Source organism: Clostridioides sp. ES-S-0190-01 (assembly GCF_020658275.1).
GTDB lineage: Bacteria > Bacillota > Clostridia > Peptostreptococcales > Peptostreptococcaceae > Clostridioides.
In genome coordinates this window covers 25,380-46,520 of sequence record NZ_JACVWA010000023.1, presented here as the reverse complement: position 1 = coordinate 46,520, position 21,141 = coordinate 25,380, and the positions used below count along the sequence as shown (strand labels likewise).

The following is a 21,141-nucleotide window of genomic DNA, read 5'->3' as shown; positions in this document are numbered from 1 at the left end:
TAAATTTAGGTAAAATATAATTACTGAGTATTGAATTGAATTGGATTTTAAAATATAATTATTCTTAAATCAAAAAAAGAAAGGAGTGATCTTCCAAAATGGAAAATCACAAACAGATGCCTTGGCATTCGATGGCAACACATGAAGTATTAGAGAGTTTAGACTCATCAGAGGAGGGGCTCACCGATACCGAGGCGGAAAACAGGATTAAAGAGTATGGTTTAAATGAACTGAGAAAAAGACCACCTAGAACAGTTTTACAAATGCTTTGGACCCAAGTTACAGATGCTATGGTATTGATATTAATAGGTGCATCAGTATTATCTTTAGCATTTGGAGAATTTACAGAAGCTTTTGTAATTCTAATAATTGTAACAGTAAATGCAGTTATTGGTATTGTTCAAGAAAAAAAAGCAGAATCATCATTGGAAGCACTAAAAAATATGAATTCACCTACAGCACGTGTTATACGTGATGGTGAAGAAAATGTTATTCAAGCAAGTAATCTTGTAATAGGAGATATTGTTTTTTTAGAAGATGGAGCGATGATTCCAGCAGACATTCGTTTAATAGATACATCTAGTTTAAAAATTCAAGAAGCTTCTTTAACAGGAGAGTCTGTCCCATCAGAAAAAGATTCAGATGGCATTTTACCTGAAGAATGTGTATTAGGAGACCGTAGTAATATGGCCTATACGTCTTCAATTGTCACATATGGTAGAGGTGTAGGTGTTGTAGTTGCAACTGGGATGGACACAGAAGTAGGTAATATAGCACATCTTTTAGATTCACAAAATGATTTTGATACTCCTATAAAACGTAAACTTAATACTGTTGGAAAAACATTAAGTGTTATAGGTATTATTGTATGCGTTATTATATTTGCAATAGGTGCATTTTATCAGAGACCTCTCTTACCAATGTTTATGATTGCAATTTCACTTGCTATATCAATCATTCCAGAGGGATTACCTGCAACAGCAACCATTGTAATGGCTCTAGGTGTGCAACGTATGGCTAAAAGAAACGCTTTGATTAGAAAGTTGCCAGCAGTTGAAACATTAGGAGGAGCTACAGTAATATGTTGTGATAAAACTGGTACATTAACCTTAAATAAAATGACTGTTACACATATTTCTGTAAATGGCGATTTTGAATCTGGAAAAGTAACATCAATAGATACTGCGTCTGAGAAACATCCACTAGTATATAAAGAGCTTGTTTATGCTGGTGCACTTTGTAACGATGCATGTATAAATCCAGATAAAAAAGATGAAATATTAGGTGATCCAACAGAAGGTTCATTGATTTTTATGGCTAATAAATTTGGAATAGATCAAGAAGCTCTTGAAGAGAAATATCCACGTGTATTTGAGCAACCTTTTGATTCTGACAGAAAATGTATGACAACTGTTCATGATATAGATGGAAAAATCACAGCATATACTAAAGGTGCAGTGGATGAACTTCTCCATTTATGTACCAAAATATTAACATCAAAAGGTGAAAGAAACATTACAGAGATGGACAAAAAAAACATACACGAATTATGTCTTACTATGTCTAAAGATGCATTACGTGTACTTGGTTTTGCTAAGCGTGAAATTCTATCGATACCAAAGGAAGATAGTGAAAACATAGAATATGATTTGACATTTATTGGTATGGTTGGTATGATTGACCCACCAAGAACCGAGGTAACTGATGCAGTAAAAACTTGTAAAGAAGCGGGCATAAGAACCATAATGATAACAGGTGACCATAAAGTCACTGCCACAACAATAGCTCATGAACTTGGAATTTGGAATGAAGGAAATACTGTTATATCTGGTGATGAACTTGATAATTTAAGTGATGATGAACTTGATAAAGCTGTTAAAAATGTGACAGTATTTGCTCGTGTATCACCATTTGATAAACTTAGAATTATACAGTCTCTAAAAAGAATTGGAGAAGTACCAGCAATGACTGGAGATGGGGTAAATGACTCCCCTGCATTAAAGTCTGCTGATATTGGTATAGCTATGGGTATAAGTGGTACAGATGTGGCAAAAGATTCTTCAGATATGATTTTAATGGATGATAGTTTTACCACAATTGCATATGCAATAAAAGAAGGTAGACGTGTATATAGAAATATACAAAAGGTTATACAATTCTTGCTTGTTGGAAATATAGCAGAGATACTTACACTATTTGTTGCAATATTGTTAAACTGGGATACTCCACTTCTTGCTGTGCATATTCTATGGGTAAACCTTGCAACAGCAACTCTTCCAGCTCTTGCTCTTGGAGTTGACCCACCAAGTAGAAATATAATGAAGCATCAGCCTGTTAAATCAGAAAGTTTGTTTGAAAAAAACCTTGTACAAAGAGTTATTACTCAGGGGATATTTGTAGCAATAATGACCATTTTAGCATATAAAATTGGTCTTAATATAGGAAACCATACTGTAGGTCAAACAATGGCATTCTGTGTATTAGCATTTTCACAAATGTTGCGTGCATTTAGCCAGCGTTCAAATACAGATTCTATGTTTACTAGAAATAGTGCTAAAAACCCATTTCTTTTAATCTCATTTTTAACTTCTGCTTTGCTTATGGCAGTTATATTATTTGTCCCTAATTTTAGAGATGCATTTAATTTAACTGTTTTAAATAGCTCACAGTGGCTTGTAACAGTGATTTTAGCTATAATGTCTGTAGTGCAAGTAGAGGTTGGAAAAGTTCTTAAAAGAAAATTATATGAAAAATAGTTGACAAAATTAGGAAAAAAATATAAGATATAAAACATAGAAAAATTAAATAAATCTTATCCAGAGAGGTGGAGGGACTGGCCCTATGAAACCCGGCAACCAGTATATTTATATACATTGGTGCTAAATCCTGCGGCGAAAGCTGAGAGATGAGTATAATTAAGCTTATACAGAGCCTGAGTTATATACTCAGGCTTTATTTATTTTAAATCTCATCTGACAAATAGTTTAATTTTCTTAATTAAAATCTAAGGGGGATACAAAAATGTATAACAAAGAAACAATATGTGTGCAAGGAAATTATAAGCCAGGAAATGGAGAACCAAGAGTTTTACCTTTATATCAAAGTACAACTTTTAAATATAGTAGTATAGACCAACTTGCTGACTTATTTGATTTAAAAGCTGATGGTCATATGTATTCCAGAATAAGTAATCCTACAGTTCAAGCTTTTGAAGAAAAGATAAGTTTGTTAGAGGGAGGAGTATCATCTGTTGCTGTATCATCAGGTCAATCTGCAAATATGTTAGCAGTTTTAAATATATGTAAATCTGGAGATAGTATACTTTGTTCTTCAAAAGTATATGGAGGAACATTTAATTTATTAGGGCCTAGTCTTAAAAAATTTGGAATAGATTTAATATCATTTGATTTAGATGCAAGCGAAGATGAAATAGTAGAACTTGCAAATGAAAATACTAAAGTTGTATTTGCAGAAACACTTGCAAATCCAACTCTTGAAGTTATAGATTTTGAAAAAATAGCAAATGTAGCTAAAAGAATTAATGTTCCATTTATAGTTGATAACTCATTAGCATCACCAGTACTTTGTAATCCGCTAAAATATGGAGCAAACATAGTCACTCATTCTACTACAAAATACTTAGATGGCCATGCTTCAAGTGTTGGTGGAATTATAGTAGATGGTGGAAATTTTAACTGGGACAATGGGAAATTTCCAGAATTAGTTGAGCCAGACCCAACATATCATGGAATAAGTTATACTGAGAAGTTTGGCAATGCTGCATATGCTACTAAAACAAGAGTTCAATTACTTAGAGACTATGGAAATTGCCTGAGTCCATTTAACGCATATCTTACTAATTTAAATATTGAAACACTACATCTTAGAATGGAGAGACATAGTGAAAATGCACTTAAGATAGCTGAGTTTTTAGAAAAACATAAAAATGTAGATTGGATTAACTATCCAGGGCTTGAAAATAATAAGTATTATGGAAATGCCAAGAAATATCTATCAAAAGGATGTAGTGGAGTTTTATCATTTGGAGTAAAAGGAGGACTTGAAAATGCTAAAAAATTTGTGGAAAAACTACAAATAGCAGCATTAGTAACTCATGTATCAGATGTAAGAACTTGTGTTATACATCCAGCTTCAACTACTCACAGACAATTAACAGAAGAACAATTAATTGCGTCTGGAGTATTACCTTCCCTAATAAGATTATCTGTTGGAATAGAAAATGTAGAGGATTTAATAGCTGATTTAAATCAAGCTTTAAATTTCTAATAGTATAAGAGAAAGAGAAGTGAAAAGATATGGCTTTAATACTACCAAAGGGACTACCTGTTATTAATAAATTATTAGATGAAGGAATAGATGTAATTTGTAAAGAAGACTTTAATAAAGATTTAGAATACAAAGAAAATATAGATACTAAAATAGCTATATTAAATCTAATGCCAATAAAAATAGATACAGAGCTAGATTTACTTAGAAGAATAGACAAGACAGGTTTTAATGTATCTGTAGAATTTATTAAAATCTCAACAAGAGAGAGTAAAAGAAGTTGTAATGAATATGTTAAGAATTTTTATAAAACATTTGATGAAGCAAAAAAAGAATCTTTTGATGGTTTTATAATAACAGGAGCTCCAGTTGAACAAATGGAGTTTGAAGAAGTTGATTATTGGGATGAACTAAAAGATATTATGGATTATTCTAAAAGAAAGGCTAAATCGACATTATATATATGTTGGGCAGCTCAAGCAGGTCTTTACAAATACTACAATGTAAAAAAACTTCCATTAAGTCAAAAATGTTTTGGAGTATTTAAGCATGAAGTGGATAAAAATAGTAAGATAGTAGATGGATTTGAAAAAGAGTTTTTTGCTCCACATTCAAGACACACTACTGTAAATATTGAAACTTTGAAAAATAATGATGAATTGAGCATTGTAAGCCATTCTAAAGAAGCTGGTCCTTATATAATTACAAATTCAAGAGATGTATTTGTAATGGGTCACAGTGAGTATGATAAATACACTTTAGATAAAGAATATAAAAGAGATGTAGATAGAGGTGATAAAATCTCAATACCTAAAAATTATTATATAAATGATGATCCTTCAAAAGAACCAACTGTTAAATGGAAAAAGCATTCAGAACTTTTGTTTAGAAATTGGATAAAAAACTATCTAATAATATAAAACGCAACTAAAAAATATGAGAATCTATAAGGTATAAAAGTAATTATCATACTTCTTTATACCTTATTTTTATTTTATAAAATTGACATTATAAAAGTAGTTTTATATAATAAAACTAAACCGACTGTTGGTCTATTGAAAGGAGAAAGTATATGAGAATTATAAAAGACCCTGAAGAACGTAAAAATGAAATACTTGATACAGCTGAAATGCTTTTTTGTACTAAAGGTTATACAAAAACTACTGTAAATGATATTTTAAATGAGATTGGAATTGCAAAAGGAACATTTTATTACTATTTTAAATCTAAAGAAGAGGTAATGGATGAAATTATAACTAGAATTATAGATAATGATATAATGATGTTGAAAGAAATTGCTTCAAATCCAGATATTCCAGTTATTGAAAAGTTCTTTCAGATATTAATATCTCAAAGACCTAAAGTTGGAGGAAGTAAAGAAAAAGTGATTAACCAATTTCAACAACCCAACAATGCTGAGATGCATCAAAAGACAATAGTCAAAACTATTTTAAATTTTACACCTATATTAACAGAGGTAGTAGAACAAGGTATAAGAGAAGGTGTATTCAATACAAAATATCCAAAAGAGACAATAGAGTTTTTACTTGTTTCTTCTGAGTGTATATTTGATAAAGGCATGTTTGATTGGGATAATGATGAAATACTGCAAAAAGCAAAGGCATTTGTTTGTATTATGGAAACGACCTTGGGAGCACATAAAGGAAGTTTTGATTTTGTATATAATATGTTAACAGAAGATTAAATTTATTGTAATAGTAAATAACTTTAGATTTTTATTTTTGAATAAGATTAAAATGAGAGGAATCGGTGTAAAATAAATACATCGATTTTTTATTAAAAATATCTTATTCAAAAATTTCAATAAGATAAGATAAACTATTTATATTATAACTGAAGTTACAATATTGTTATTGACAATAAATCCTTAATACTATAATATTTAATACATTAAATATTTATAGTGTTAAGGATTATTTATAAAATATTTTTGAATTTAAAGTTAAAAATATTAGTAAAATAAAGTATTTTTACAGGGAGAATTTATATGGATGAGATAAGTTTTAAAAAAGCACTGCTAGAATTAACTAGAGATATAAATATCAAATTTACAACTTCATTAAGTCAGTTCTATCAACCACTTGGGATTACAGCAGTACAAGCTTTGATTTTATCAGAACTATGTGAACATGGAGAGAAAAAAATAAGTGATTTAGGTAAAAATTTGAATATGACAAATAGCAATGTGTCAGTAATATGTCAAAGACTCGAAAAAAATGGATTTTTAAATCGTATAAGAGATAAAGAAGACCAACGAATTGTAAAAGTTAAAGTTACAGAAAAATCGCTGGATATACAAGAAAATATTTCAAGTAGTATTTTTGATGACTATTTTGAAAATATGACTAGTGAAAAATTGCAAGATATGGAAGATATAATAGAGGGCTTAGAAAAATTAAATAAGCTTTTAACTCATATTGATTGCAAATAACATAAAATTAATTTAAAGGAGAACAAAATTATGGATGAACACAAACCACAAAAGAGGTCAATACTCTATTATTATACAATAATAATAATAGTAGTAATGTTTTTAAATGCTTTAATATTTCCAAGTCTAATGGATAAAAAAATGATTGAGATTGATTATGGAAAATTTCTTACAATGTTAGATTCAGGAAAGGTTAAATCTGTTGAAATAGAAAGTAATAAAATTGCAATAAGCCCATCTAGTAGTAAGGATAAAAATATATACATAACTGGTAGAATGGATGACCCAGAACTAGTTGATAGATTAAAAGATGCAAAAGTAGAATTTACTAAGATTATTCCTAAAGAAAATTCACCTCTTTTGAGTATTTTACTTACATGGATAGTACCTATAGGTATTCTTATGCTATTTGGTAATTTAATGATGAAATCAATGCAAAAACGAATGGGTGGCAATAGTATGCAATTTGGAAAGAGCAATGCCAAAATGTATGTATCTGCTCAAAGTGGAAAAAGATTTAATGATGTAGCTGGTCAAGATGAGGCAAAAGAAGCTCTAAGTGAGATAGTAGATTTCTTACACAATCCAGAAAAATACAAAAAAATAGGAGCACAAATGCCAAAAGGTGCACTTTTAGTAGGGCCTCCAGGAACAGGAAAAACACTACTTGCAAAAGCTGTAGCAGGCGAAGCAGATGTACCATTTTTCTCAATATCTGGTTCTGAATTTGTTGAGATGTTTGTAGGTATGGGAGCATCTAGAATACGTGATTTATTTAAACAAGCTAAAGAAAAAGCTCCATGTATAGTGTTTATAGATGAAATTGATACTATAGGTAAAAAGCGTGATAATGGAAGTGGAATAGGCGGAAATGATGAACGTGAACAAACTTTAAATCAATTATTAAGTGAAATGGATGGATTTGATGGTGGAATAGGTGTAGTAATACTAGCTGCAACGAATAGACCTGATAGTCTTGATAAAGCATTACTTCGCCCAGGACGATTTGATAGACGTATACCAGTTGAACTTCCAGACCTTGGAGGACGAGAAGCTATCCTAAAGGTACATGCTAAAAATGTAAATGTAGACTCAAATATAGATTATAATGCAATTGCTAGGTCTACATCAGGTGCATCTGGAGCAGAACTTGCAAATATTGTAAATGAAGCAGCACTTTTAGCAGTTAAGTCTGGCAGAGATGTAGTAGAACAACAAGATTTTGAGGAATCTGTTGAGACTGTAATTGCAGGATATCAACGTAAAGGAGCTGTGATTTCTGATAAAGAAAAGAAAATCATAGCTTACCATGAAATAGGTCATGCACTTGTTGCTGCAATGCAGAAACATTCTGCACCTGTCCATAAAATTACAATAATACCTAGGACTTCAGGTGCATTGGGTTATACTATGCAAGTTGCAGAAGATGAAAGTGTACTTATGTCCAAAGAGGAAGCCATTGATAAAATAACTACTTTTACAGGTGGTCGTGCTGCTGAAGAAGTTATTTTTGATACTTGTACATCAGGTGCATCAAATGATATAGAGCAAGCTACTAAGATTGCAAGAGCTATGGTTACTCGTCTTGGTATGAGTGAGGAATTTGATATGGTTGCTCTTGAAACAGTAAGTAATCAGTACCTAGGAGGAGACTCTTCTCTTGCTTGTTCTTCAGATACTGCAGCTAAAATTGATGAAGAAGTATTTAGAATAGTAAAGACTTGTCATAAAAAAGCAATTGAGATTTTAGAGAATAATATTGATAAGCTACATGAACTTGCTGAATATTTATTAGAAAAAGAGACAATTACAGGTGATGAGTTCATGGAAATACTGAATTTAAAGTAACCATGTTGAAATAAAGATTGTAGTAATAGTTTTATTTAAAGATATATTTGTATATTTAAAAATGTTAATGTATTTTCAATAAAATATAAATAAATATCTATATAAATCAAAACAAGAGAATCGATAAAAATGACTGTGTAAAAAATAAAAATGCCTAAATAATAGGCATTTTTATTTTACAATTAAACTACATACTTGTATCTTTACATAATCTTAATCATTAAAAATACATCTTAACTACATTTTTATACTAGAATTGATATTATAATAGTAATGAAATGTACAAGGAGGTTGTTTGATGGACAGACCAAATCCTGATATTCTATTAAAAAAAATAAAGAATGAAGAAAAAAAACTAAATAGAGGTCAGTTAAAAATATTTTTTGGGTATGCAGCAGGTGTAGGTAAAACTTATTCTATGTTGGAATCTGCACAAAATTTAAAAAAAGTAGGGGTTGATGTAGTTGTTGGATATATTGAACCACATACTAGACCAGAAACATTAGCATTACTTGACGGATTAGAGACTCTTCCTGTAAAAGAAATAGAATATAAATCTATAAAATTAAAAGAGTTTGATTTAGATGCAGCATTAGCAAGAAAGCCAGAAGTTATATTAGTTGATGAGTTTGCTCACTCTAATGTCACTGGGTTAAGGCATACTAAAAGATGGCAGGATATAGAAGAATTATTACTAGCAGGTATAAATGTATATACTACTGTAAATGTACAACATCTAGAAAGTTTAAATGATATTGTGGAGATAATTACAAATGTATCAGTCAAAGAAACTATACCAGATAAATTTTTAGATACAAGTACACAATTAGAGCTTATAGATGTTGAACCTGACGTACTTCTTGAAAGATTTAATGAAGGTAAAATATATAAAAAGGAACAGGCAATTAGAGCAAAAGATAATTTTTTTATAAAAGACAATCTAGTTGCACTTAGGGAAATTGCACTTAGAAAAACAGCCGAAAGAGTAAATAAAGAAGTTCAAATGACTAGATTATCAAAGGGTGATGTAACAGTAATACCTACATCAGATACACTTCTTGCATGTATAAGCCCATCTCCATCTTCAGCCAAGGTTATTAGAACTGCATCTAGGATAGCAGATAGTACGTTTGCTAAGTGGATAGCTTTATATGTTGAAACTCCAAATACAGCAAAATTGCCTTTTGAGGAGCAAAAACAATTACAAAACAATTTAAAACTAGCTAAGAAGTTGGGTGCTGAGATAATTGTTTTACATGGTGAAAATGTAATAGAACAGATACTTAGAATTGCCAAGATAAGAAATGTAACAAAAATTGTAATAGGCAGAAATCATTCAAATACTAAAAAATTGAGTAAAAAACTGAAAAAAGATATAGTTGACAAATTAATAGATGAAGTTGATTATATAGATATACATATAATCCCTTATAAATTTGCTTCAGAGGTTAAATATAGACCTAAAAAAGATAACTCATCAATAAAATCAAAATTTAAAATTAGTAAAACTGATTTTATAAAACTTATAATTATTACTTCAGTGATAAGCATTTTGGCATATATAGTACAAAGTATGGGATTTATAAGAGAAAATATATTACTAATATATATGTTAGGTGTAGTTTTGGTTTCTATGTGGACTAAAGGATATAGTACAGGTATAATAAGTTCTGTATTTAATATAGTACTGTTAAATTATTTTTTTACAGCACCTTTATATACACTGTCAATAGCTGATTCAAATTATATAGTAACATTAGTTGTATTCTCAATAGTTGGTATAATAACTAGTACTCTTACATCCAAGATACAACATGAAGCAGATACAGCTGCTAAAAGAGAAGAAAATACAAAAATGATATATCAAATCATTAAGGGATTTTTAAGATTGTCGAATAAAGATGATATAGTAAATAAGGGTATAGAACTTTTATGTCTTAGTCTAAGTAGAGATATAGTTTGTTATTTAAATGTGGATAAGGATAAGAAATCAAAGTTCTATAAAAAAAATACTGCTAATAAGGACAAAAATGATTTAGATATAGAAGATGAAAAGGCTGTTGCAAGTTGGGTATTGTCTAATTCAACAGTAGCAGGTAGTGATACAGATACACTTCCTGGTTCAAAAGGATATTATATACCAATTATAGGTATGAATTCAACTTTGGGAGTCATTGGTATATCATGTGTTGATTCAAAATTAGATACAGAAGATATAAGTTTAATTGAAACAATAACTGCTCAAATGGCAATAGCTCTTGATAGAGAAATTCTATCAGAAGCAAAAGAAAACACTAATCTTGAGATAGAAAGAGAGAGGCTTAGAAGCAATCTTTTAAGAGCAGTTTCACATGACCTCAGAACACCATTAGCAGGAATATCTGGAGCAGTTAGTACAATTATAAAAAATAATGATACTATAGGTCAGGATATAATAGACGAATTACTTAGTGGTGTATATGAAGATACTCAGTGGTTAATAAGACTTGTTGAAAATTTGCTTAGCATGACTAAGATAGATGAAGGAAAGTTAGAAGTCAAAAAACGTTCTGAACTTGTTGAGGAAATTATATCAGAGTCATTGCAAAATATAAAAAAAAGAATTGAAAATGCAATTATAGATATTAATATACCAGAGCAAATATTATTTGTTCCTATGGATGCCAAATTAATAGAACAGGTTTTAATTAATCTAATAGATAATGCTTTAAAATATTCAAAAGAGGATTGTAAGATAAATATAATTGTATATGAAAAAGAAGATTATGTTTGGTTTGAAGTGTCTGACAATGGTCCTGGAATATCAAAAGAATTGAAAGAGCATATATTTGATCGATTTTTTACTGGAGAAGAAGGTACTAAGGATTCTAGAAAAGGTGTTGGACTTGGATTATCAATTTGTAAATCTATAATTCAAGCTCATAAAGGTGAAATTTTAGTAGTAAACAATAAAGATAAAGGTTCAACTTTTAAATTTAGTTTGCCAAAAGAAAATGAATAGTATGAAATTTTGAAATTTAGTTTTGGAGGAAGAAATGAGTAAAAAACTTATATTGTTAGTAGAGGATGATAAAACAATAAGAAAATTTATATCTACTGCACTTGCAACTCAAGATTATGATGTTAAAGAGGCTATAACTGGTAAAGAAGGAATATCAATTGCTGTATCATATTCTCCAGATGTCGTTCTATTAGATTTAGGGTTAGAAGATATGGATGGAATAGAGGTAATAAAAGCTATTAGGCAGTTTTCAAATATACCAATAATTGTAGTTTCAGCGAGAGAACAAGACAGAGAAAAGGTAGAAGTGTTTGATGCAGGTGCAGATGATTACTTAACAAAACCATTTTCTATAGTAGAGTTATTAGCTAGGGTCAGAGTAGCGTTTAGACACTCACAAGTAGAATTACAACAAAAAGAAGAGATTAGGTCTACGTTTGAAGTAGGTGAATTATTTATTGATTTTGATAAAAGAAAAGTTATTGTTGACAATAATGAAGTACATTTGACACCAATTGAATATAATATTCTTTCATTACTTGCAAAGCATCATGGAAAAGTACTTACTCATAATTTTATAATAAAAGAAATATGGGGTAGTATTATAGGCAATGAAACTAAGTCTTTAAGGGTTTTTATGGCAACATTAAGACGAAAAATAGAGAAGCAACCTGCTGACCCTAGGTATATAATTACAGAAGTTGGTGTTGGATATAGACTAAATGATGAATAGGCAAAATGGATGCTAAAATTGTATAATTTAGATTAAGTTAAAATGAAGTGTGTATGCTATTATTAATTTAAGTATATGCATTTCATTTTTTAGTACTTTTTTAACATTGATAATATTAAACACATTTTAAAATAAAAGTATGGTATAATTTGTAAGAAAAGTCTAAGTTAAAAAATAAAAGATTTAATATTTATTTTCTAATAAATTTAATATAAATAAATATTAAATAATAATTACTGAAATAGTGAAAAATAATTACAGTAATAAATATATATAATTTTAAAAATGTAAATTGAGGTTTAGGAGTAGATTTATGTATATATTGAATTTAAATACAAGAGAGATTGCAAAAGATTTTAGAACAAAATTTTATATACCAGAAAATTCATATCTTATATTAAGTGCTCCAAAAAATTTAAAATTACTCAAGGAAACTTTGGATATAGATGAAATAACATTTAATGATTGTCTTAAATTTGATGAAATAACAAAGCTTGATTTATTTGATAATTATGATTTTTTGAGCCTAAATACTTTTGAATTGAGAAATGGAGAAGCTGTTATAGAAGAAGTAAATATGTATTTATCAGATAATTTTATATTAGTTGTTGTAAATGAAGAGCATTTTCTATTTGAATTTGTAAAGAATCTTATTTTAAAAAACTCTCAACTTGAAAAAAATCCTGTCATAAACCTTTTTAAGATAAATTATTTAATTTTTAGAGAAGTTATAAAAAATGGTTTTGAATCTTTAGAAAAAGTTGAAGAATTAATTCTTGAAATAGAAGATGAGATGATGGACAATATTCATAAAAATCATGTTTCTAGAATAAGTGATGTAAGAGGATTGACTAGAACTATAGTTAAAAACACCAGACCACTTTTATATATTGGAGATAGAATAGTTAAAGAAAATATACGATATTTAAAATACTCGAATGTAAAAAAATATAATCTTGAAAATTTTCAAGGGATAGATTTTGGTATTGATAAATTATATAATTTTGCACTATCAACACGTGAGCTAGCAGATAAACTCCTAGATATTTATTCTTCTAGAGTAGGTGAAAAAACGAATCACTTAATTACAAAATTGACCTTACTTACGGCTATCTCTGCACCACTTACAATTATAACGGGAATATATGGAATGAACTTTAGGTATATGCCAGAACTAAACTGGCTTTATGGATATCCAGCAACATTACTTTTGATGTTAGGCATAGTTTTTGTTGGAATTATAATATTTAAAATAAAAAAATTATTGTAAAAATAAGATGCTTTTTAAACGATTTTAGAAAAATATATTAAAAGAAAAAGTGTATTAAGAAAATAAAAAAATATTTTAAATTGAAAATATTTATAGAAAATATTGACAATTATATTTTCTTTGCTATAATTATTAAACAAGAAGATTAATAAATTATAAAAATGGAGGATAATACTATGAAAGGGATTTTAAAAGAACTAGTGGCAAAACTTTATAGCTTTTTTTATTTTATGTTCTGGGGCTTTTATTTTAGCGCTGGCTATTTATTTTACAAAAATACATGTAATTCCTTTCTGGTGAGGCCTTGATTTTAATAACCTTGGGCATAGGTCAATTTTATAAAAATGATTATTTTATATGGTCATGTAAGATTTGATGCTTAATAGATTATTTTAGAGAACTCATTAATGAGTTCTCTTTTTTATTTTAAACTCAAGTATAAAAATATAACATTAGGGGGTAGTAAAGATGATAGTGGTATTAAAAGTAGGAGCAGATAAGAGAGAAGTTAAGAAATTAATAGAAGCTATTTGTAAAGAAGGTGTAGAAGTGAATCCTATAGATGGAAAAGAATTAACTGTTTTGGGGTTAGTTGGAGATACTAGTAAAATAGATGCCAAAAGAATAGAAGCAAATAAGGTGGTTGAAAAAGTTATGCATGTAGTAGAACCTTTTAAAAAAGCAAATAGAAAATTTCATCCAGAACCTTCAATTATAAATGTAGATGGTATGGAAATTGGGTCAAAAAAACTTACTATGATAGCTGGTCCTTGTTCTGTTGAAACAGAGGAACAAATAGTTTCTATAGCTGAAGATGTAAAAAAATCAGGAGCAGGATTTTTAAGAGGAGGAGCATTCAAGCCAAGAACATCTCCATACGCTTTCCAAGGATTAAGATATGATGGATTAGATTTATTAAAAAAAGCAAAAGAAAAAACAGGTCTTCCTATAGTTACAGAAATAATGTCAACACAAGATATAGATGTATTTGAAGAAAATGTAGATGTAATTCAAGTTGGAGCAAGAAACATGCAAAACTTCGATTTATTGAAAGAATTAGGAAAAACAAATAAAACAATACTTTTAAAAAGAGGATTATCTGCTACAATTGAAGAGTGGCTAATGTCAGCTGAATATATAATGGCTGGAGGAAACGAAAGTGTGGTTCTTTGTGAAAGAGGTATAAGAACTTTTGAAACATACACTAGAAATACTTTGGATTTAAGTGCAATCTTAGCTGTAAAAAAACTTAGCCATTTACCAGTTATAGTTGACCCAAGTCATGCAGCAGGAAAATCATGGATGGTTGACTCTCTATCTAAAGCAGCAATTGCGGTTGGAGCAGATGGTTTAATAATAGAGGTTCATAATGACCCAGCTCATGCACTTTGTGATGGTAAACAATCAATTAAACCAGATGAGTATGAAGGATTAATAAATGAACTAAAAACTATCGCATCAGCAGTTGGAAGAGAAATATAATCTATAGAAGGATGGTTAAACGTGGAAGAAAAATTATTAGTTAATCTAAAAGAGAATAGTTACAATATATTTATAAAAAAAAGTATATTAAAAAATATAGGTAAAGAAATTAAAAAAATATATTCTGGAAATAAGATTTTTATTGTTACAGATGAAAATGTAGCAAAATTATATTTATATGAAGTTAAAAATAATTTGATTGAATCTGGATTTGAAACTAAAGCTATAATATTAGAAGCTGGTGAAGAGACAAAGTCATTTAATACTCTACCTAAAATATATGAAAGTTTACTTGACTTTAAGTTAACTAGAAAAGATTTGATTATCACATTGGGAGGTGGGGTAATTGGAGATTTAGGAGGATTTACGGCAGCAACTTTTTTAAGAGGTGTAAATTTTATTCAAATTCCAACATCTCTATTAGCTCAAGTGGACAGTTCTGTAGGTGGAAAAGTTGGAGTTGACCTTGAAAGGGGAAAAAACTTAGTAGGGAGTTTTTATCAGCCGAAAGCAGTATTTATTGACCCAGATGTATTATCATCTCTTCCAGAAAAATTTTATAGAGATGGAATGGCAGAGGTTATAAAGTATGGATGTATAAAAGATAAAACTTTCTTTAATAAGCTTGAAAACTTAAAAAATAGGGAAGAAGTGATGCAACATATAGAATACATTATACACAAATGTTGCCTTATCAAAAAAACTGTAGTTGAAGCTGATGAGAGAGATTTAGGAGATAGGATGCTTTTAAATTTTGGACACACACTAGGTCATGCTATTGAGAAACACTATAACTTTACAGGTTATACTCATGGAGAAGCTGTTGGTGTAGGCATGTATAAGATAACATTAGAGAGTGAAAAAAAAGGGATTACAAAACAAGGTACATCAGAGCTTATAAAATCAATTTTAATAAATTATGATTTACCTTATGATGTTGAATTAGGAGATAATAAATCTATAATAGATACTATATCTCTTGATAAAAAAAATCTAGGTGATACACTAAAAATAATACTTTTAAAGGATATTGGAGAAAGTATTATATATGATACTACTTCTAAATTTTTTCAGGAGGTAAAATGATGGGAAGCTTAAAAATATATCCAAGCAAATTATCAGGAGATGTGAAAATTCCTCCATCAAAAAGTATGGCACATAGAGCAGTTATTTGTGCTGCTTTAAGTGATGGAAAAAGTAGAATTTCTAATATAGATTTTTCTGATGATATCATAGCTACTATAAGAGCAATGATATCATTAGGAGCAACCATAGAAAAAAAAGAAGACATTTTAGAAATTACAGGAATCTACTCTAAAGAAGCAATCTTAAATAAAGAGAATCAATTGAATCAACCTAAATTGACTATAGATTGTAATGAATCAGGTTCTACTTTAAGGTTTCTGGTACCTATATCTTTAGCCTTTGATGGAGTAAAAAGATTTATAGGAAGAGGTAATCTTGGAAAAAGACCACTTAATACTTATTATGAGATATTTGACAGACAAGGCATAGAATACAACTACAAAGAAAATAAACTGGATTTAATCGTATCAGGAAAACTTAAACCAGACGAATTTAGAGTAAAAGGAAATATAAGTTCTCAATTTATAACAGGATTATTATTTATATTACCTACATTAGATAGTGACTCAAAGATAATAATTACCACTGAACTGGAATCTAAAGGGTATTTAGATTTAACTATTTCAACTATGAAAGATTTTGGGGTAGAAATTGTAAACAATAATTATAAAGAATTTATCATAAAAGGAAATCAAACTTATAAAGCTATAGATTATAAAGTTGAAGGAGATTATTCTCAAGGTGCATTTTATTTATCAGCAGATGCTATTGGAGAAGATATTAACATACTTGACCTTAAAGAAAATTCTCTTCAAGGAGATAGTGAAGTTATTGAGATTTTATCAAGGATGGGTGTGGAAATTTTAAGAGAAGACAACAAAATCAAAGGAATAACAAATTGTCTAAATAGTACTTTGATAGATGCATCTCAATGCCCAGATATAATACCCGTTTTATCTGTGGTAGCAGCTTTAAGTATAGGGAAGACGACTATAATCAATGCTGGAAGACTTAGAATTAAGGAGTGTGATAGACTTCATGCAATAAATGTTGAGTTAAGTAAGCTTGGGGCAAATATAGAAGAAAAAGAGGATAGTTTGATAATTGAGGGAGTAAGCAAATTAAATGGAGGCGTAGAGGTATGGAGTCACAAAGACCACAGGATTGCCATGACACTTGCAATTGCTTCCTGTAGATGTGATAAACCAATCATATTGAAAGATTTTGAGTGTGTATCAAAGTCTTATCCACATTTTTTTAAAGATTTTGAGATGTTAGGAGGAAGAATTGATGAGTGGAATATGGGGAAATAATTTAAAAATATCCATCTTTGGAGAATCTCATGGAAATGCTATAGGTATAAATATAGATGGTCTTCCAGCTGGCATTGAGTTAGACTTTGATAAAATTGATAAAGAAATGAAGAGAAGAGCACCAGGAAAAAATTCTATATCAACTTCAAGAAATGAAAGTGATATACCAGAAATTTTAAGTGGATATTTTGATGGAAAAACTACAGGAACTCCATTATGTGCAATTATAAGAAATAGTGATACTCGCTCAAAAGATTATGGAGAAGTTAAAAACTTGATGAGACCAGGTCATGCAGACTATACAGGTCATATAAAATATTCTGGGTTTAATGACTATAGAGGAGGAGGACATTTCTCAGGAAGAATAACTGCTCCATTAGTATTTTGTGGTTCTATATGTAAACAAATTTTATCACAAGAAGGTATAGAGATAGGAGCCCACATAAAAAAAATCAAGAATATAGAGGATAAGGGTTTTAATTATATAGACATCTCAAGACAAGAATTATTAAATTTACAAAATTTAGAATTACCTTTGCTTGATTTATCAAAAGAAGAAGCTATAAAAAATACTATTCTAGATGCAAAAAATCAGGGAGATTCAGTTGGTGGTATAATTGAATGTGCAGTGGTAGGTGTTAATGTAGGTGTTGGAAATCCGTTTTTTGATTCTGTTGAATCTACTCTATCACATTTACTATTTTCTGTTCCATCTATAAAAGGTGTAGAATTTGGATTAGGATTTGATATTACAGACATGTATGGTTCTCAAAGTAATGATGAAATGTACTATGATAGAGATACAGTAAAAAGTAAAACTAATAATAATGGTGGGATTGTTGGAGGGATTACAACTGGAATGCCAATAATTTTTAAAGTAGCAATTAAGCCAACTCCATCAATTAGTAAACAACAAAATACTGTTAATATAAAAGATAAAAAAGATGATGTTTTAGGTATTAAAGGTAGACACGACCCTTGTATAGTTCAAAGAGCTGTACCTGTAATAGAAGCAGTAACAGCTATTGGAATTTTTGATTTGATGAAAGGACGATAATAATGGAGGATTTAACGAGATATAGAAATAAAATTGATGATATAGATAAGGAACTTGTTCAACTATTTGAAAAAAGGATGAATATAGTTCTCGAAATTGCTAGATATAAAATGAAAAATAATACTACTATACTTCAAAAAGATAGAGAAGAAAAAGTATTGAGTAAAGCAGTAGATAATCTAGAAGATAAAAAATATTCACAAGAGACTGTACAATTTTTCAATTCAGTAATGGAAGTTAGTAGAAATTTGCAAAAAAGATTAATAGATAATGATGTAGAGGAAAAAAATGAAAACAGTTCAAATTCATCAAATGAAAATTTTGATTTGTTAAATCTATATAAATATAAGTCATTAAAAAGTGAACTTAATAAAAAAAATCTCCTAGTAGGATTTCCTGGTATATCAGGTTCATTCACAGAAGAAGCACTAACAAAATTTTTTAACACTCAAATCACAAAAAAACAATTTAAAGAATTTGAAGATGTCTTTATAGCACTTCAAAATAAAGACATAAATTATGGAATAATACCTATAGAAAACTCCTCTACAGGAGCAATTTCTGAAACTTACGACCTTTTAGGAAAATATGGATTCTATATAGTTGGGGAAGAGTGTATAAAAATAAATCAAAATTTAATTGGAATAAAGGGCACAAACCTTGAAGATATTAAAGAAATATATTCACATCCACAAGGAATAGGTCAGAGTAGTGAATTTTTAAAACAAAATAGTCAATGGAAATTGATACCTTTTAATAATACAGCAACTAGTGCTGAACTTGTTAAAAGGCTTCAAGATAAAACAAAGGCAGCAATTGCTAGTAAAAAAGCCGCAACGATTTATGGATTAGAAATAATAAGTCCTTGTATAAATGATATAACAGATAATTATACTAGATTTGTGGTAATTAGTAATGAGATACACATTGAAGAAGAGTCAAATAAGATGAGTATTGTATTTTCTGTTGAGCATGAAGCTGGAAAGCTTTATAAAATACTTGGATACTTTGCTGAAAACAATATAAATATGACAAAAATAGAATCAAGACCAATGAAAAATGCTTCTTGGAGATATTTCTTTTATATAGATTTTGAATGTTCTATATATGATTCAAAAGTATGTAGTTTGTTAGACATGATAAAATGTAATACAGCATACTTCAAATTTATCGGTGTATATAGAAATAAAATTGAATAGATAAATGTAATTTTTTCTTTAAACAGAATGATTGGAGGTGGAAAGATGAATTTTTTTGGTCTAATAGGTGAGAAGCTATCTCATAGCGTTTCACCTCAAATTCATAAGAGGTTATTTGAAATATTGAATATTGAAGGTGCTTATAAGAACTTTGAGATTTCAAAAGAAAATATACCAATGTTGGATGATGCTATAAAATTATTGAGAATCAAAGGTGTAAATGTTACTGTCCCATATAAAGAAAGAGTCATGGAGTTTTTAGATTTTATATCTCCAGAAGCAAAGCGTATAGGAGCAGTTAACACAATTTTACTTAAAGAGAATAAATTATATGGCTATAATACAGATTATTTTGGACTTGATATTATGTTCAAAATAGCTAATATTGATATTCAAGGAAAGACAGCTGTTATATTAGGTACTGGAGGTGCATCTAAAGCAGCTATAACATACCTTCTTGATTCTGGAATAGATAAAATTTATGTTTCAAGTAGAAAAAAAGATAATAAAAAGCTATCAAATAATTCAGCTATATTAATAGATTATGAAGAGCTTAAGAATATAAAAGGAGATATAATATTAAATGCAACTCCAGTAGGAATGTACCCTAATATAGGATTATCACCTGTCTCAAAATCTATTATACAAAATTTTGATATATTAGTAGATTTGATTTACAATCCTAAAAAAACTTCTTTTCTAGAAATTGGTCAGAATCTAGGTAAAAAAACGTGTAATGGATTATATATGTTGGTTGGGCAAGCAATAAAATCTCAAGAAATATGGCAGAATACTAAAATAGATAATGGTGTTTTAAATATTATATATGAAGAAATAAAATTAAACTTTTTATAGGGGGATTTATTATGATAAACAAAGAAAAAGTAATATTAATAGGTATGCCAGGCAGTGGAAAAACTACAATTGGAAAACTTTTAGCACAGGAATATAATTGTAGTTTTTGTGATATGGATGATTATATAAACAAAATATCTCAAAAAAGTATAGCAGAATTATTTTTAGAGGGAGAAGAGGTTTTTAGAAATTATGAAACTCAAGCATGTAGAGAACTTTCTACTAGCGATAAAACAGTAGTCTCTACTGGTGGTGGTGTAATAAAAAAAGATATTAATATAGAAATACTCAAAGAAGCAGGAATAATACTTTTTATTAATAGACCTATAGAAAAAATTTTAGAAGATATAAATATTAATTCAAGACCCTTATTACAAGATGGAAAAGAGAAATTATACAATCTTTATAATGAAAGAATAAATCTTTATAAAAATGCTGCGGATATAGAAATTTTAAATGATAAATCATTAAATGATGCTGTATATAATATCAAAAATGCAATTAATAAAAATTTTAAATTTGAATTTAATGAAAAAATAATCTAGGGGGAAATAAGAA

General features: G+C 28.9%; 16 protein-coding genes and 1 riboswitch. All 16 genes read left to right on the top strand.

Features of this window, described 5'->3' with window-relative positions; translation table 11 throughout:
* Positions 1 to 98: 98 nt before the first annotated feature.
* The 16 genes from IC214_RS07720 (at position 99) to IC214_RS07645 (ending at position 21,128) form a co-directional block, all read left to right on the top strand.
* Positions 99 to 2,756, top strand: coding sequence for a calcium-translocating P-type ATPase, PMCA-type (locus tag IC214_RS07720; RefSeq protein WP_227866445.1), 2,658 nt, complete (start codon positions 99 to 101; stop codon positions 2,754 to 2,756).
* A 53-nt stretch (positions 2,757 to 2,809) separates the two neighbouring features.
* Positions 2,810 to 2,912: riboswitch (SAM riboswitch) on the top strand.
* Positions 2,913 to 3,021: 109 nt separating this feature from the next.
* On the top strand, positions 3,022 to 4,287 hold the full coding sequence (locus tag IC214_RS07715; RefSeq protein WP_227436055.1) for an O-acetylhomoserine aminocarboxypropyltransferase/cysteine synthase family protein: 1,266 nt from the start codon (positions 3,022 to 3,024) through the stop codon (positions 4,285 to 4,287).
* A gap of 29 nt (positions 4,288 to 4,316) precedes the next feature.
* Positions 4,317 to 5,207, top strand: a complete 891-nt coding sequence (locus tag IC214_RS07710) for a homoserine O-succinyltransferase (protein WP_227483113.1) — start codon at positions 4,317 to 4,319, stop codon at positions 5,205 to 5,207.
* Positions 5,208 to 5,359: 152 nt separating this feature from the next.
* On the top strand, positions 5,360 to 5,992 hold the full coding sequence (locus IC214_RS07705; RefSeq protein WP_227866444.1) for a TetR/AcrR family transcriptional regulator: 633 nt from the start codon (positions 5,360 to 5,362) through the stop codon (positions 5,990 to 5,992).
* Between the two features lie 303 nt (positions 5,993 to 6,295).
* Complete coding sequence (locus IC214_RS07700) at positions 6,296 to 6,739, top strand: MarR family winged helix-turn-helix transcriptional regulator (RefSeq protein WP_227823867.1); 444 nt, start codon at positions 6,296 to 6,298, stop codon at positions 6,737 to 6,739.
* A 30-nt stretch (positions 6,740 to 6,769) separates the two neighbouring features.
* Complete coding sequence (gene ftsH, locus IC214_RS07695) at positions 6,770 to 8,587, top strand: ATP-dependent zinc metalloprotease FtsH (protein ID WP_227845318.1); 1,818 nt, start codon at positions 6,770 to 6,772, stop codon at positions 8,585 to 8,587.
* Between the two features lie 298 nt (positions 8,588 to 8,885).
* Positions 8,886 to 11,588 carry a sensor histidine kinase gene (locus IC214_RS07690; RefSeq protein ID WP_227436064.1) on the top strand — a complete coding sequence of 901 codons (2,703 nt, stop codon included), beginning with the start codon at positions 8,886 to 8,888 and terminating at the stop codon, positions 11,586 to 11,588.
* Between the two features lie 34 nt (positions 11,589 to 11,622).
* Positions 11,623 to 12,321, top strand: coding sequence for a response regulator (locus tag IC214_RS07685; protein ID WP_227436066.1), 699 nt, complete (start codon positions 11,623 to 11,625; stop codon positions 12,319 to 12,321).
* Between the two features lie 313 nt (positions 12,322 to 12,634).
* The gene (locus IC214_RS07680) at positions 12,635 to 13,591 is read left to right on the top strand and encodes a CorA family divalent cation transporter (RefSeq protein WP_227436068.1); all 957 of its coding nucleotides are present in this window, start codon (positions 12,635 to 12,637) and stop codon (positions 13,589 to 13,591) included.
* Between the two features lie 468 nt (positions 13,592 to 14,059).
* Positions 14,060 to 15,073: a 3-deoxy-7-phosphoheptulonate synthase gene (gene aroF, locus IC214_RS07675; protein ID WP_227436070.1), complete on the top strand. Its 1,014-nt coding sequence runs from the start codon at positions 14,060 to 14,062 to the stop codon at positions 15,071 to 15,073.
* 21 nt (positions 15,074 to 15,094) lie between these two features.
* Entirely contained in the window at positions 15,095 to 16,159 is a 1,065-nt protein-coding gene (gene aroB, locus IC214_RS07670; RefSeq protein WP_227823869.1) for a 3-dehydroquinate synthase, read from the top strand.
* A complete protein-coding gene (gene aroA / locus IC214_RS07665; RefSeq protein WP_227823870.1) occupies positions 16,159 to 17,472 on the top strand; it encodes a 3-phosphoshikimate 1-carboxyvinyltransferase in 1,314 nt (437 codons plus the stop codon). The genes aroB and aroA overlap by 1 nt, the downstream gene beginning before the upstream one ends.
* Positions 17,450 to 18,529 carry a chorismate synthase gene (gene aroC, locus IC214_RS07660; RefSeq protein ID WP_227866443.1) on the top strand — a complete coding sequence of 360 codons (1,080 nt, stop codon included), beginning with the start codon at positions 17,450 to 17,452 and terminating at the stop codon, positions 18,527 to 18,529. Before aroA ends, aroC begins: the two co-directional genes overlap by 23 nt.
* Positions 18,530 to 18,531: 2 nt before the next feature.
* On the top strand, positions 18,532 to 19,728 hold the full coding sequence (gene pheA, locus IC214_RS07655) for a prephenate dehydratase (RefSeq protein WP_227866442.1): 1,197 nt from the start codon (positions 18,532 to 18,534) through the stop codon (positions 19,726 to 19,728).
* A gap of 45 nt (positions 19,729 to 19,773) precedes the next feature.
* Positions 19,774 to 20,583, top strand: coding sequence for a shikimate dehydrogenase (gene aroE, locus IC214_RS07650; protein WP_227866441.1), 810 nt, complete (start codon positions 19,774 to 19,776; stop codon positions 20,581 to 20,583).
* Between the two features lie 11 nt (positions 20,584 to 20,594).
* Complete coding sequence (locus IC214_RS07645; protein WP_227483106.1) at positions 20,595 to 21,128, top strand: shikimate kinase; 534 nt, start codon at positions 20,595 to 20,597, stop codon at positions 21,126 to 21,128.
* Positions 21,129 to 21,141 lie beyond the last annotated feature (13 nt).

What these genes read in the sequence shown, in the direction of transcription:
- IC214_RS07720 (WP_227866445.1), top strand. Translation starts at nt 99, where the DNA reads ATGGAAAATCACAAACAGATGCCTTGGCATTCGATGGCAACACATGAA.
- IC214_RS07715 (WP_227436055.1), top strand. Translation starts at nt 3,022, where the DNA reads ATGTATAACAAAGAAACAATATGTGTGCAAGGAAATTATAAGCCAGGA.
- IC214_RS07710 (WP_227483113.1), top strand. Translation starts at nt 4,317, where the DNA reads ATGGCTTTAATACTACCAAAGGGACTACCTGTTATTAATAAATTATTA.
- IC214_RS07705 (WP_227866444.1), top strand. Translation starts at nt 5,360, where the DNA reads ATGAGAATTATAAAAGACCCTGAAGAACGTAAAAATGAAATACTTGAT.
- IC214_RS07700 (WP_227823867.1), top strand. Translation starts at nt 6,296, where the DNA reads ATGGATGAGATAAGTTTTAAAAAAGCACTGCTAGAATTAACTAGAGAT.
- ftsH (WP_227845318.1), top strand. Translation starts at nt 6,770, where the DNA reads ATGGATGAACACAAACCACAAAAGAGGTCAATACTCTATTATTATACA.
- IC214_RS07690 (WP_227436064.1), top strand. Translation starts at nt 8,886, where the DNA reads ATGGACAGACCAAATCCTGATATTCTATTAAAAAAAATAAAGAATGAA.
- IC214_RS07685 (WP_227436066.1), top strand. Translation starts at nt 11,623, where the DNA reads ATGAGTAAAAAACTTATATTGTTAGTAGAGGATGATAAAACAATAAGA.
- IC214_RS07680 (WP_227436068.1), top strand. Translation starts at nt 12,635, where the DNA reads ATGTATATATTGAATTTAAATACAAGAGAGATTGCAAAAGATTTTAGA.
- aroF (WP_227436070.1), top strand. Translation starts at nt 14,060, where the DNA reads ATGATAGTGGTATTAAAAGTAGGAGCAGATAAGAGAGAAGTTAAGAAA.
- aroA (WP_227823870.1), top strand. Translation starts at nt 16,159, where the DNA reads ATGGGAAGCTTAAAAATATATCCAAGCAAATTATCAGGAGATGTGAAA.
- aroC (WP_227866443.1), top strand. Translation starts at nt 17,450, where the DNA reads ATGAGTGGAATATGGGGAAATAATTTAAAAATATCCATCTTTGGAGAA.
- pheA (WP_227866442.1), top strand. Translation starts at nt 18,532, where the DNA reads ATGGAGGATTTAACGAGATATAGAAATAAAATTGATGATATAGATAAG.
- aroE (WP_227866441.1), top strand. Translation starts at nt 19,774, where the DNA reads ATGAATTTTTTTGGTCTAATAGGTGAGAAGCTATCTCATAGCGTTTCA.
- IC214_RS07645 (WP_227483106.1), top strand. Translation starts at nt 20,595, where the DNA reads ATGATAAACAAAGAAAAAGTAATATTAATAGGTATGCCAGGCAGTGGA.